The organism is Xenorhabdus eapokensis (assembly GCF_001908105.1).
In genome coordinates this window covers 17833-32906 of sequence record NZ_MKGQ01000006.1, presented here as the reverse complement: position 1 = coordinate 32906, position 15074 = coordinate 17833, and the positions used below count along the sequence as shown (strand labels likewise).

General features: G+C 41.7%; 10 protein-coding genes and 1 pseudogene. 3 read left to right on the top strand and 8 right to left on the bottom strand.

Going from position 1 to position 15074, the window contains the following annotated elements:
- Positions 1 to 603 precede the first annotated feature (603 nt).
- A pseudogene (locus tag Xedl_RS40805) lies at positions 604 to 1170 on the top strand (tyrosine-type DNA invertase); the annotation flags it as partial.
- Positions 1171 to 1521: 351 nt separating this feature from the next.
- On the opposite strand, the gene yjiA reads toward Xedl_RS40805, so the two are convergent.
- The 6 genes from yjiA to Xedl_RS40775 all read right to left on the bottom strand — a co-directional run bounded on the left by yjiA (position 1522) and on the right by Xedl_RS40775 (position 8958).
- Positions 1522 to 2481 (bottom strand): GTPase, encoded by a 960-nt coding sequence (gene yjiA / locus Xedl_RS40800; RefSeq protein ID WP_074022943.1) that lies wholly within the window; start codon positions 2479 to 2481, stop codon positions 1522 to 1524.
- Positions 2482 to 2541: 60 nt separating this feature from the next.
- Positions 2542 to 2745, bottom strand: a complete 204-nt coding sequence (locus Xedl_RS40795) for a YbdD/YjiX family protein (RefSeq protein WP_074023058.1) — start codon at positions 2743 to 2745, stop codon at positions 2542 to 2544.
- Positions 2746 to 2877: 132 nt separating this feature from the next.
- A complete protein-coding gene (locus Xedl_RS40790) occupies positions 2878 to 5031 on the bottom strand; it encodes a carbon starvation CstA family protein (protein WP_074022942.1) in 2154 nt (717 codons plus the stop codon).
- Between the two features lie 302 nt (positions 5032 to 5333).
- A complete protein-coding gene (locus Xedl_RS40785; RefSeq protein ID WP_244149676.1) occupies positions 5334 to 6731 on the bottom strand; it encodes a phosphoethanolamine transferase in 1398 nt (465 codons plus the stop codon).
- A 292-nt stretch (positions 6732 to 7023) separates the two neighbouring features.
- Positions 7024 to 7833, bottom strand: coding sequence for a type I methionyl aminopeptidase (map, locus tag Xedl_RS40780; RefSeq protein ID WP_074022940.1), 810 nt, complete (start codon positions 7831 to 7833; stop codon positions 7024 to 7026).
- Positions 7834 to 7932: 99 nt separating this feature from the next.
- Positions 7933 to 8958, bottom strand: coding sequence for a Fic family protein (locus tag Xedl_RS40775; RefSeq protein WP_074022939.1), 1026 nt, complete (start codon positions 8956 to 8958; stop codon positions 7933 to 7935).
- 383 nt (positions 8959 to 9341) lie between these two features.
- Between Xedl_RS40775 and mutS the strand changes: the two genes are divergently transcribed.
- Both mutS and miaE read left to right on the top strand, forming a co-directional pair.
- A complete protein-coding gene (mutS, locus tag Xedl_RS40770) occupies positions 9342 to 11903 on the top strand; it encodes a DNA mismatch repair protein MutS (protein ID WP_074022938.1) in 2562 nt (853 codons plus the stop codon).
- 2 nt (positions 11904 to 11905) lie between these two features.
- Positions 11906 to 12700, top strand: a complete 795-nt coding sequence (gene miaE, locus Xedl_RS40765; protein ID WP_208605031.1) for a tRNA isopentenyl-2-thiomethyl-A-37 hydroxylase MiaE — start codon at positions 11906 to 11908, stop codon at positions 12698 to 12700.
- A 259-nt stretch (positions 12701 to 12959) separates the two neighbouring features.
- On the opposite strand, the gene rpoS is transcribed toward miaE, so the two are convergent.
- Entirely contained in the window at positions 12960 to 13955 is a 996-nt protein-coding gene (rpoS, locus tag Xedl_RS40760) for an RNA polymerase sigma factor RpoS (RefSeq protein WP_074022937.1), read from the bottom strand.
- A 54-nt stretch (positions 13956 to 14009) separates the two neighbouring features.
- Positions 14010 to 14999 carry a murein hydrolase activator NlpD gene (gene nlpD / locus Xedl_RS40755; RefSeq protein WP_074022936.1) on the bottom strand — a complete coding sequence of 330 codons (990 nt, stop codon included), beginning with the start codon at positions 14997 to 14999 and terminating at the stop codon, positions 14010 to 14012.
- Positions 15000 to 15074 lie beyond the last annotated feature (75 nt).

The following is a 15074-nucleotide window of genomic DNA, read 5'->3' as shown; positions in this document are numbered from 1 at the left end:
TGTTAGTAAATTGATTAAAATGCTTCCTCTAACCTAATGTTATTTTACATATTATTTCTGATTCATCCGAAAAAACCCTAATTTTAATCCAAAAATCACAAATATTCAGAATAAAAATCTAATAAAAAGAAAAAATAAAAATTTTATTTCAATAACATCAAATAGCAGTTAATTTTCAATCAATAATAAGGCATTATGTAAACAGCTTAGATAAATCATTTACTTTTTCCACTAAATGCAGTAAAAAGACAAACTCAATACACTTAAATGGATTTTTAAAAGAATAAAAAACTAAAAAGCAAACCAGGCTAAATGATTAGTTGTAAAGTTCAATAGAGTTGTTTTTATGTATGGAATTCTATTTATGATTGCCTCATTCTGTGTATCAGAATCACATAGCACGTATTTATACGATTTCAATTAGCATTTTCATTAAAAATAAGACAAAAATAAGCGGCAAATTTTTTTATTTGCTGTATTCCAATTAATTCAATCTGGTATTTGGCTAATCATATTTAAAAAACATTAATGTTTTATTGCATTCGATTGGCTTAAATACCTTGCTATCACAATTCATCTCTCTGATTTCATAGGAATGATAATTTCATGAAGCAACGTAAGTTTTTAACCCGATACGAAATAGACGCAATTTTGGCAGCAACAAGACAAGGACGTCACGCTGAGCGGGATTACTGCATGCTATTAATGTGTTTTATTCATGGCTTTAGGGTAAGTGAACTATGTAATCTGCGCCTATCTGATCTCGATTTAAATTCAGCAATTATTCACATCAGACGGTTAAAAGGTGGGCTTTCAACCACACATCCTTTAATTCCAGAGGAAATGGAAGCGTTAAATAAATGGCTAAATATTCGCCAAAAATGGCGGGAAGCTGATTCTCCGTGGGTCTTTCTCTCTCAAAAATCCGGTCATGTTTCACGGCAACAAGTTTATGGATTATTAAAACGTTATGGGAAGCAGGCATCTGTCAGTGTTTCGCCACATCCACATATGTTAAGACACGCTTGTGGTTATGCTTTGGCCGATCTAGGGCGCGATACCCGCTTGATTCAAGACTATCTTGGACACCGCAATATTTCACATACCGTCATTTATACCGCCAGTAATGTGAAACGTTTTTCCAGAATTTGGGAGTCTCACTCTAAATAACGATGTTATTTTTCTGCTGTTTTCACTGACATAATCTGTTATTGCAACAATCTCCACAAATTAATTAGTGGAGATTGCCGACAGATAAAATAGACAATACTATGAATACCTAAGATAAATTACTATTTTTTACGCATGACAAACTTAACTTGTAAATATATTTTATTTTTATTGTTTTTCATTTGTTAATGCGACAAGTTAGTTCTTTAAAAATATTTAAGTCTAACGGGTAAATATATAAATTAAACTTCTATTTAAACTTGAGCAGCGAATTTATATGACAATTTCACTGCTCAATAAGAAATAAAACTGAACAAGTAAAACGCCAAAAAATGATTACTCAATCAATTATTATTCAAACAATTTCGCAAATTTTTCACGAATTTTCGATTCTGGCAGATCTGTACCAATAAAAACCATAACACTTCCACGTACTTCACCATCACGCCATTCTCTATCCCAATCCGCGCTATACAGACGCTGAACGCCTTGAAACAGTAACCGGCGTGGCTCTTCTTTAATAGCCAGAATGCCTTTGTAACGCAGAAGATTATCCGCGAAACTCAGTAATAGCTCCTCCATCAGGTTAGAAATGGCTGGCAGTTCAACTGGGTACGCTAAGTTAATGACAATCGACTGCACCAAATTTTGTTGTTTGGGTGCAAATTGAAAAATGGGTGTCGAAACCGTCAGTTTGTCATTCAACATAAAACCTTCGATATCGAACAGTAAGTCTAAATCGGCTTCACCTTGAATAACCTTATGAATGGGTGCTCTGATATTGATTCGCTGCAAACGTTCAACTAAAGCATCATGAACTGGAGCAACATCAGTTTTGGTTAAAAGAACCCTGTCGGCATAGCCCACCTGCGCCTGGGCAATGGAAAAACGATCTAGCTGTTGTTCCGCATGAACCGCATCCACCAGCGTGATGATACCATCGAGGACAAAACGCTGGCACAAAACTTCATGAGAAAAGAAAGTCTGCGTGATCGGGCCGGGATCAGCCATGCCGGTACACTCGATAATCAAGCGGTCAAAGTTGATCTGCCCTTTATCCAGGCTATCCAACAAGTCTAATAATGCATCTTCCAGCTCATTTGAACGACTACAGCAGATACATCCGTTACTTAACGTCTTAATCTGAGTTGCCCGATCACCAATCAATTCATTATCAATGGGGACTTCACCAAACTCATTTTCAATGACGGCTATTTTATGACCATGATTAACATTGAGGATATGACGTAACAACGTCGTTTTACCTGACCCCAAAAAACCGGTCAGGATCGTGACTGATATTGGTTGCATTTTCGTTTCCCAGTGCTTCTTAACTGCTAAAAAATTGCTAATGAGTTAGTCGATTTTGCACTAACAGCAACGCATTCCACCTTTTCCATCGCCACCATAGCGAGCATTCTGTCGCTCGCGAAAAAATTCTTCATAGGACATATAGGGCTTATCGGGGTGATTTTCCTTCATATGCTGTACATATGTGTCATAGTCGGGAATGCCCACCAACATTCGGGCTGCCTGCCCCAAATACTTGCCTGCCCGACCAAGATTACCAAACATAAATTGTTCTCCACGGCTTGTTTTATAAAGAACAGCTTCCCAATAAAAAATACCCCACATAATACAAAGTCAATTATGTGGGGTATAGCGGTTACTGATACGAAATGATTTGGTCGGTATTAATTTATCGCATCAGTGCGTAGAAGAGATTTTCACCCCACCTTCAGGAACCGGAACATAAGGCGTTTCATTATCGGTACGTTCTGGATTTTTGCTTGCTTTAATCGCAGTTTTGATACCATAAATAATGATGCTATACACCACTACCAGGAACAGAATGCTTAAACCGGCATTGGTGTAGTTGTTTACAACTATGTGATTCATGTTACTGATTTGTCCAGCCGTCAATTCTGCACCACCTTCGGCAATCCGTTGCTTGTATTCTTTCGCCATGAAGAAGAAGCCTTCAAGCCGTGGGTTATCACTGAATAATTTCAGCCCCAACGCCCATGTGGTACAAATCAACAACCAAACCGCAGGAATAACCGTTACCCAGATATATCGGGTGCGTTTCATCTTGATCAGGACAACTGTACCCAATACTAACGCAACGGCAGCCAACATCTGATTGGAGATACCAAATAGCGGCCACAAGCTCTTAACGCCGCCCAATGGATCAACCACGCCTTGATACAGCAAATAACCCCATAAGCCGACGCAACCGGCCGTACCAATGATACCCGCAATCAGAGAGTCCGTTTTTTTCAGGAATGGAACAAAGTTACCCAAAAGATCCTGCAACATGAAACGGCCAGAGCGTGTACCGGCATCCAATGCCGTCAAAATGAACAGAGCTTCAAACAGAATACCAAAGTGATACCAGAAGCCCATGTCTGCCGCTGGGATGATCTGATGGAATACATGGGCAATACCCACTGCCAAAGTTGGCGCTCCCCCTGCGCGGTTCAAGACGGATGGCTCACCAATGTCTTTTGCCGTTTGCAGAATTTGATCGGGTGTAATAACAAAGCCCCAAGAACTCACGGTCGCTGCCGCATGACTCGTGACTTCTTTCAAAGAGGCCATAATCATTGGTGCTTCGGCAGTACCCAAATTATGCAGATCCGGCATGGTAATACCTAGCGCTGCCGGCGGGGTATTCATCGCAAAATACAGACCCGGCTCAATGATGGATGCCGCAACCAATGCCATGATCGCCACAAACGATTCCATCAACATCGCACCATAGCCAATGAAACGTGCATCTTTTTCATTTGCCAATAGCTTAGGTGTTGTTCCCGAAGAGATCAGAGCATGGAAACCAGACACCGCACCACAAGCAATAGTAATGAATAAGAATGGGAATAGCGTTCCTTTCCAGACTGGCCCTGTACCATCGATATATTGTGTGACGGCTGGCATTTTCAGTTCAGGGTTCAGAATGATAATCCCAACGGCAAGACCGACAATAACCCCAATTTTCAGGAAAGTTGCCAGATAGTCACGCGGTGCCAAAATAAGCCAAACTGGCAATAATGCAGAGATAAAGGCATATCCGATCAACGCATAAGTGATGGTGGTATCTTTGAAAGTCAACGCGGGTCCCCAGTAAGGATCGGCGGCGACAACCCCACCAAACCAAATGGCGGCAATCAGCAGGAAAATGCCGATCACAGAGACTTCACCCACACGCCCCGGACGGATATATCGCATATAGATCCCCATGAAAAGCGCAATAGGGACTGTTGAACAAACAGTAAATACGCCCCACGGACTCTCCGCCAATGCTTTCACGACGATTAAGGCCAGTACTGCCAGAATGATGATCATGATTAAGAAGCAACCAAACAGCGCTATTGTGCCTGGCACACGCCCCATCTCTTCCTTGACGATCTCACCCAATGATGCTCCATTACGGCGGGAGGAGATAAACAGCACGATAAAGTCCTGCACCGCTCCGGCAAGCACGACTCCGGCCAACAACCACAATGTTCCTGGCAGATAACCGACCTGTGCCGCCAATACTGGCCCGACTAACGGACCTGCCCCTGCAATGGCAGCAAAATGGTGACCAAACAGGACATTTTTGTTGGTGGGAACATAGTTCAAACCATCATTATTGACAACAGCAGGAGTTGCTCGCGTAGCATCCAGCTTCATCACCTTCGTAGCGATATACAGGCTGTAATAGCGATAAGCAACCAAGTAAACGGCTACGGAAGCGACAATGATCCACAAAGCGCTAACGTGTTCTCCCCGACGTAGCGCAACAACGCCAAGACAGAATGCGCCAATTATCCCCAATATCATCCAGGGGATATGTTTTAACAATTTATTATTGTTCATAAAACTTCCTTTTCCACAGTAAGACGAACAGCAAGTCATTATTTAGTTTTTACTTCCTTTTCCATAAACCGACCATATACAGCCGGCAGGAAGTGATGCCCATAAAAGGGATATACTCCTCGTCACACTGCACTATGATATAAAACTCTCCCTGATAAGAGGGGGAGGATCTTGCCCAGCGGTTGAATACCAACATTGAGCGGTCAAAATCCTCCAATCAGTGGTTCACACATATAAAGCATGAGCCAAGTTTTGTGAGATAACTCACTAACTTATTAACTCTCAAGACGAAGGTCTCTTCATCAATCGAAGTTAATAGCGTCATCCTTCAAATGGTCAAAATCTTTATATTCGTTACTGAATGAAATCACTGTATGTTGGTTCGGACACGCTTGGTTAGAAAACCATGCACATTTGGATACCAAGCGAGGTTCTTCAATTCCCAACCATGTAGATAACATAGGCAGTAGATTCAAACCACTGCGGTGAGCATCTATGATATTTTTGCTTGCTATGTGTTTGTTGGTGCTTTTACTTTTAATGGCATAGTCATAACCGGTAATAATAAAAGGAACTTGATAATTCTGTTTATTACTATCGTTATGGGTCAGATTCTCGTTATCTGTGTTTTTATTTACAAGTGACAAACCATGATCCGCAAAGTAAAGCATTGTCCAATGCAATTGATTTTTATTGGCAATATTTTCAATGTCAGCGAGCAGGCTATCCGTATTATGGATACTCTGGAGATAGCATGAAATATTTTGGGAATGAAAATAGGTGCCATATTTATCGTTCGTTCTGACACAAGGTTGGGGATGCGAACCCATTAAGTGAATAACAATCAGTTTCTTCTTCTGCTCATTCTTCACTAATGCCTTGCGAATATAAGGCAATAAATTTTCATCCGGCATATAACTGCGATCATCTGAATTGCCTTCTTTTAGAAAAGTATAATGATTGGCCTGCTGCCCAATCAGTGCTACAGGAGAATCAAACCCTCCCTTCATTCCCTGATTGGACAGCCAGTAAGTTTCAAATCCCGCTTTTTTCGCCAGTGAAACAATACTGTTGTTCAGTTGAATTTCATTTGCTTCACGGATCGCCAGAGAGTTAGTCAACGATAATTGTGTCGATGGTGCCGCAGAAATATAGTTGGTCAACACGGTGGCATTCGTGTTATCCAACCAAGGCGTGTTTTTATCCGGAAACCCATAGGCACTCATAAAATCTTTTCGGACGCTCTCACCAATCACCATGATATAGGTGTCATATTTCTCTTCTTTCACCACTGGCTGCCAGTCATCCCGATATTTAATAATCTTGGCAAATCGGCTATTTTCTGACATGACTTGCTGGTAGCTCTGATAAGCATCACTGAAAAAGCGAATTTCCGGTAAACTGGTATTCAAAAGGTTCGAGCTATCTTCAAAACCCGATTTTATATACCCTTTGACAGGAGACCAAAAAGCCGAAACTAAAAACAGGGTAAACAACCACTTTTTACTTTTGCTTGTTAAGGTGACATTTAGCTTAAGTGAAAATATCATCAGAACAAAAATAGCAATAGCCGTTAAATAAGTTGAAATAGAAAGGCCACTAATATATTCCGCTGTTTCATTCCTATTTGTATAGATTAATGATCCTACCGCATTGATGTCTGGATAACCGTAATTGAGGCCAATTGGGGTATAGAGCATTCCCACCAAAGAAAAAAACGTAATCAAAAAGACATATATTCGTCTACTGATAGACGCCAAAAATAAAAAGAGAGCACAAGCACTGAAAACATATATTAATTTTAGTTGATACCCTAAACACTTATGTATAAGAAAAATAAGGAAAAAGAGAAAAATAAAACAAGAGAGATTCTTGTTTTTATAAAGCCAAGACATAATCACCCTGTAATTTCACATAGCCGTAGTTAAATTTCTATAAGCCCAACACTGCACAACACAGTATTGGGGAAACTATCACATCATAAATTATAACTTATTGAGTGATCGACAAGTAACGTTCAAAAGCTTCGCGTTCTTCATCTCGCAACGTCAACACTTTAAAACCATCACGGGTTACCAAGATCGTATGTTCAAACTGAGCCGATAACCGACGATCTTTGGTTGTTACTGTCCAACCATCTTTATGCAGTTTAATATCCTTTTTGCCTTGATTGATCATAGGCTCAATCGTGAAAGTCATTCCCTCTTCCAAGATAATACCTTCTCCTATCTTGCCGTAATGCAGAACTTGTGGTTCCTCATGCATATTGCAGCCAATGCCATGCCCACAATATTCACGTACTACCGTGTAATCATTTGCTTCAGCATGTTGCTGTATCGTATGACCAATATCTCCCAAAGTAATGCCCGGTTTGACGATCTTAATTGCCTTATATAAGCACTCTTGAGTCACATTAACCAAACGTTTAGCATAGGACGGTACATCCCCGACACAGAATGTGATGCTGCTATCGCCGTAATAGCCCTCTTTTTTGACGGTGACATCCACATTAACGATATCCCCATTTTTCAGCTTTTTTTCTGAAGGCCAGCCGTGACAAACAACGTGATTTACTGAAGTATTAACCGTATAAGGAAAACCATATTGCCCTAAGCTACCTGGTATCGCATTGAGGGTATTGATAATGTAATCATGACAAAATGAATCAATCTCAAGCGTCGTGACACCGGGCACAATAATTGGGCGGACAGCTTCAAGTACCTGACCCGTCAAGCGCCCCGCTATTTCCATTTTCTCTATTTCATCCCTGTTTTTTATCAATATTCCGTTGCTTCTCGTCATATTATTTTTTCTCTTAATGCAAGTTATGTAGGTTCCTTTTTAATCATGCATCTGCAATAGTGAATAATTCAAGCTAACATTTATCTAAAATTTTCTTAACTACCCGATACGCCAATAGCCTCCTTTCTTCGCCCCAACACGAATCAAACGCCCAATATCCTGTAATATTTTAATATTTCGCTCGATTGTGCGCCGGCTTACCCCCAATTCATCAGCCAATTGGGTTATGGTGGTGGCCGGATGAGCAGCAATAACCAACAAGATTTTTTGCGCCGTAACATTCAGTGGTTGTGGATTTTCCACCGACATTTGTACCGACATTTCTACCGGCACTTCTACCGACATTACGACAGAATTCTGTTTTTGCAGATCCAGGCTTTCTTTAAGTGCTTCGGCTAATTTTTCCAGCATAAAATCGATAAATAGCGTACAGTCGCTGGTACGATCACACTCTCTAAGCACATGATAATAATCCTGCTGTTGATAATGAATTAACGTTTCTACCGGTAACCACGCTAACTCAGGGCGCCATTCGCTCAAAATCAATGTTTGCCACAAACGCCCCATACGGCCATTACCGTCGGCAAATGGATGTATAAATTCAAATTCATAATGGAAAATTGAACTGGCGATCAATGGGTGAATATCCGTCTGTTTCAACCATGCCAGCAACTCTTCTACTAACCGCGGTATCTGGCTAGCAGGGGGAGCCATATGAATTAACTGTTTTTCTCGATAAATGCCCACATCTCCCCGTCGTAATTGCCCAGGATGATCAACCAACCCAGTCATCAGCAACCGATGTGCAGACAGTAAATCCGTTAATCGGGAGCTATGCCAATCAGGTAATTTTTCATAAGCTAATATGGCATTACGCACTTCCTGAATATCCCTTGCTGGTGCCAGTACACGTTTCCCATCAATAATTGCCGTCACCTGCTCCGTAGACAGACTATTATGCTCAATTGCCAATGACGCCTGGATGGTGCGAATGCGATTCTTTTTACGTAATACAGGCGAAGAAGTTTCCTTTTGCATTGACCAACGCCCTAATAGTTCAGCGATTTCTACCACGCGATTAAGTATTTCTGGAGTAATAGTGTAAGGGGGTTGGTAAATAGCCACGATAATTTCCTCTCAGTCCGTCAATTCTCAATATCTCTAATCGAATTCAAGTGCTTTATGCCATCTGCTTTCTTATTATTTGTTATTTGATCGTATGACTCAAACCAAACAACAATCGAGCCGCTTCGCAATCCTGCCGAATTGTGAAAAAATCTGATACATACCTGCGAGTAATCCTGCTAACCTACCATTCAAATCCTCTAATCGCATCCACAGATGAATCACACAGATTATCAATGATAAGATAGCGTTTTCGCCCAGGATGAGGTCTATAGCGTTCCATCCTTAGCTGATTATATTTAGGTTTTGTCATTTAGATGGGTTGACTGAGCGTCGATGACCCAACTGAGTCAACAGGAATAATAGAATTGAATCAAGTCAATATGAAAGAATCTCCAGCAAAGGATATAGATAGCCATACTCCCATGATGCAGCAATATCTGCGTCTGAAAGCGCAGCATCCCGATATTCTGCTGCTGTATAGAATGGGAGATTTTTACGAGTTGTTCTATGATGATGCCAAAAAGGCGGCGAAGTTACTGGATATCTCGCTAACCAAGCGCGGACAATCGGCTGGTCAGCCTATTCCAATGGCGGGAGTTCCTTATCACGCAATCGAAAACTATCTGGCAAAATTGGTACAACTCGGTGAATCTGCGGCGATCTGCGAACAAGTTGGTGATCCTGCAACCAGTAAAGGCCCTGTTGAACGCAAAGTTGTGCGCATTGTCACTCCCGGCACCGTAACGGATGAAGCTTTACTACAAGAACGTCAGGATAATCTGCTCGCCGCTATCTGGCATGATAATCAGGGATTTGGTTACGCAACGCTGGATATCACTTCTGGCCGTTTCCGCGTTTCCGAAATGTCCGATCACGATAGTATTGCCGCAGAATTACAACGCACCCGCCCAGCGGAATTGCTTTATCCTGAAACCTTTGAGCATATGGCGCTGATTGAACGCTGTCATGGTCTGCGCCGACGCCCAATGTGGGAATTTGAGCTGGATACAGCAAGACAACAACTTAATTTGCAATTTGGCACCCGTGACCTGATTGGCTTCGGGGTGGAAAAAGCGACGCTCGCCCTGCGTGCCGCGGGGTGTTTGCTGCAATATGTCAAAGATACTCAACGTACCACTTTACCTCATATTCGCAGCATGACGATGGAACGCCCGCAGGAAACGGTGATTATGGATGCCGCTACCCGTCGTAATCTGGAGCTGACCCAAAATCTGTCCGGTAGCACGGAAAATACGCTGGCATCGGTACTTGATCAATGTGTGACCCCGATGGGCAGCCGAATGTTGAAACGCTGGCTGCATGCACCAACCCGCAATAAAGATATGCTGGAAAATCGCCATCAAGCCATTTCCGCATTACAAGAAATCGGTTATGAATTACGGCCATTTTTACGTCAGGTCGGTGACTTAGAGCGGGTGCTTGCCCGTCTTGCCCTCCGCTCCGCCCGTCCCCGTGATCTGGCCAGAATGCGCCATGCTTTCCAGCAATTGCCTGATATTCATCAGATTCTGATATCCTCAGATGCCCCTTATATTCAAGCACTACAGCAACGTGTGGGGCATTTTGATGAATTGCAGACTCTGCTAGAGAATGCGATTGTCGAAACGCCTCCTGTTCTGGTGCGTGACGGGGGGGTCATTGCCACGGGCTATAATACTGAATTGGATGAGTGGCGGGCATTGGCTGACGGCGCCAGTGATTATCTGGATAAACTGGAGATCCGCGAACGCGAAAAACTTGGCATTGATACCCTGAAAGTGGGCTTTAACGCAGTACATGGTTACTATATTCAGGTCAGTCGTGGACAAAGCCATTTAGTCCCTATCCATTACGTTCGTCGGCAAACGCTGAAAAATGCAGAACGCTATATCATTCCTGAATTAAAGGAATATGAAGACAAGGTGCTGACTTCCAAAGGCAAAGCACTTGCCATCGAAAAAGCCCTGTACGAAGAGTTGTTCGATCTGTTGTTGCCCCATCTGGCCGATTTGCAAATCTGTGCCGAAGCACTGTCAGAACTGGATGTACTGGCAAACCTTGCTGAACGCGCTGAAACGCTAAATTACACCCGCCCGATACTAACCGATAAAGTGGGTATTCAGATCACTGGCGGTCGGCATCCGGTTGTTGAACAAGTCTTAAGCGAGCCATTTATTTCTAACCCATTGACGCTCTCATCCCAGCGCCGTTTGCTGATTATTACAGGGCCGAATATGGGGGGTAAAAGTACCTATATGCGACAAACGGCTTTGATTACCTTGATGGCTTATATTGGAAGTTTTGTTCCTGCCGAAAAAGCGGTTATCGGCCCTGTAGATCGTATCTTTACCCGTGTCGGGGCATCCGATGATCTAGCATCAGGACGCTCTACCTTTATGGTGGAAATGACCGAAACTGCCAATATCTTACATAACGCGACTGAACACAGTCTGGTTTTGATGGATGAGATCGGTCGCGGTACATCAACCTATGATGGTTTATCTCTGGCGTGGGCCTGTGCTGAAAACTTAGCTAATCGCATCAAAGCAATGACACTGTTTGCGACTCACTATTTTGAACTGACAACCCTGCCTGAGAAGCTGGAAGGGGTCGTCAATATTCATCTTGATGCTGTCGAGCATGGCGATACCATTGCTTTCATGCACAGTGTGCAAGAAGGAGCAGCAAGCAAGAGTTATGGACTGGCTGTTGCCTCGCTGGCAGGTGTTCCGCGTGATGTCATTAAGCGTGCGCGCCAAAAATTGAAGGAGCTGGAATCACTCTCCAATAGTGCGACAGCAGGTCATGTTGATACACCACAGCTAACCCTGCTGACAGAAGAGACATCTCCGGCAGTTGACGCATTGGAAAACCTTAATCCAGATACCTTAACACCGCGTCAAGCATTGGAGTGGATTTATCGTCTGAAAGATATGGTTTAACAATGAATGAAACAGCTATGAATGGAACAGCCATGAAGTTTGATACCACTCTATTAGCGCCCATTTATCAATTTTTACAGTGCGAAACTCCCGATCAATGGGTAGAAAAAGCGCGGCAGCCTGAGAATCTGCCAATTTTATTGCGCGATCATCTGCTATGTGAATTAAAAGCGGCACAAAGTGCTATGTTCTTAATTCGTAAATATGCCGTTGATCCTGAAAGTGCCGATGCTCTGCTAGCGTGGTTTCAGCCCTATGAAGATTTTGCCTATAAAAAAGTGGGCGATATCCATTCATTGAAAGGAAAAAATCAGGCCACCAAGCAAATTACCGCTCGGACAAAATCACCTTATAGTCAGGATCTAATCGATAAGATGGTGTTATTAATAAAGGAAGAGTTACATCATTTTTATCAAGTATTAGAAATCATGGATGCCAGAGAGATAAGCTATGACAGTATCAGTGCTAGCCGCTATGCTAAATCCTTATTTCAGCATATTACCAACCATGAGCCTTATACGCTGGTCGATAAATTGATTATTGGTGCTTATATTGAAGCACGCTCATGTGAACGTTTCGCAAAACTCGCTCCTCATCTGGATGAGGATCTGGGTAAGTTTTATATTTCTCTGTTGCGTTCAGAAGCTCGCCATTACCAAGATTATTTGACGCTCGCTCAGTCAATATCTAAAGAAGATATTACAGATAGGGTGAATTATTTCGGCCAGGTTGAAGCAGAGCTTATTCAAACTCCCGATCATGATTTTAAATTTCACAGTGGTATTCCAATTATCTAAAATCGATAAATGACACGCCAAATGGTAATGAAAATTATAAATAAATGAATAAAAGGTGGGCTTATTTAGCCCACCTTGGGATTACCATCGATATACCTTGATCTTTTTATACCGTTATCTTTCCAACCGTCACTTCGGGAATTTCTATTCCCCTTGCCATCACCAAGTTGTCTAATTATCTTTGTTTCTGGAAATTCGTCCATTTTCCACTACACAGCAATTTGAAATTTCTTAGGTATACGTTCTCAGGTATAAAGAATTAAGTTCGGAATAATGATTCTATATTCAAACCTTGGGTATGCAATATATCTCTAAGGCGACGCAATCCCTCAACTTGAATTTGACGAACTCTCTCTCTTGTTAAACCAATTTCTCGCCCAACATCTTCCAATGTTTCTGCTTCGTATCCAAGCAAACCGAAACGACGGGCTAAAACTTCGCGCTGTTTTGCGTTAAGTTCAAACAACCATTTCACGATACTCTGTTTCATATCATCATCTTGAATAGTTGTTTCTGGCCCTGAATCATTTTCATCAGATAAAATATCCAATAAGGCTTTATCTGAATCGCCACTAATTGGTGTATCGACAGAAGTAATGCGTTCGTTCAGCCGCATCATACGACTTACATCTTCAACAGGTTTATCCAGTTTTTCCGCAATTTCTTCGATACTCGGCTCATGATCCAATTTATGTGCTAGTTCTCTTGCAGTACGTAAATAGACATTCAATTCTTTGACGATATGAATAGGCAGGCGAATTGTGCGAGTTTGATTCATAATGGCTCGTTCAATTGTTTGACGGATCCACCATGTCGCATAAGTGGAAAAACGAAAACCTTTTTCAGGATCAAATTTTTCCACTGCACGAATAAGCCCAAGGTTACCTTCTTCAATCAGATCCAGCAGTGCTAATCCACGATTGCTATATCGGCGGGATATTTTTACAACCAATCGCAAGTTACTTTCAATCATGCGTTGGCGTGCAGCAACATCCCCTCGCAGTGCTCGTCTGGCAAAAAAAACCTCTTCCTCTGCTGTCAGCAGAGGTGAGAAACCAATCTCCCCAAGATAAAGTTGTGTTGCATCAAGTACCCGTTGGTTTACTCCCTGCAACAAATCCAGATCTTCATCAAGACCAGTTATATCATCCTCATCTTTCAGCAACGCTTCATCAAAGTCATCAGCTTCCATGCTATTTTCGTCTAAATCCGCATCATCATACAACTCATTAACTTTAAGCGTACTTTGGCTCATCAGCTACTCCTACCCATGATAATGCGGGCAGGAATTTCAGATCCCTGCCCCGGTTTATCGCTGCGGAAGATAACGCAGCGGGTTTACGGATTTTCCCTTATAACGAATTTCAAAATGCAATCTTACTGAACTTGTTCCAGTGCTACCCATAGTGGCAATTTTTTGCCCCGCTTGAACATCCTGTTGCTCACGAACCAACATTGTGTCGTTGTGCGCATAAGCACTTAGGTAGTCATCGTTATGTTTTATTATTATTAGATTTCCATAGCCACGTAATGCATTTCCGGCATAAACCACTTTTCCACTGGCTGTTGCAAATACGGGTTGGCCACGATTACCCGTAATATCAATGCCTTTATTTCCTCCTTGAGAATCAGTGAAGCCTTCAAGAATTTTTCCTTCTGCCGGCCATCTCCAACTATTAATAGTATTAATACCATTAATAGCGCTATTTACTCCTGTATCTGTTGCTGTAGATACTTTTGAATAAGAATTGTCACCATGAGAAATAGCTTTATTTGGCAACATCTTTCCTGATCTTGGTCTATCAATATTTGCAGGATACGCATTAATTTTTTGAAAATCAACCTGACTAATTTTAGATTTAGTGGTATTTGATGCTAATAATACACCATTTTTGGAGGTTGGATTACCTATTCTCAGGACTTGACCAACATTTAAGCTATAAGGCTCTGAAATATTATTTATGTGAGATAAGTCACGGAAATCATTACCTGTAATCCAGGCTATATAAAACAAAGTATCGCCATGTTTAACCGTATAAGTACTTCCGTTGTAGCTTCCTTTGGGAATATTTTCGTAGTTACGGTTATAAATAATTTTTCCTTGAGATGAACTGCTATTATCAGCATTATTCACTGGATGGCGGCTTTTAATAGCATGATTATCTGATACATGATTTGTATCGATATTCACTATTGGGGCTGGACGATTTGGTGTATTACTACAGCCTACCAGTACGATTCCCATCATGACACTGGTGGTTATCCATTTTATTTTTTTCATTAGGTTTTCTAGATTCATACTTTATTCCCCCATAAAGGCAAATATAAGTGTAAATAATAGTGATTTATAAAAATTTAGGATTACAAAAGATTT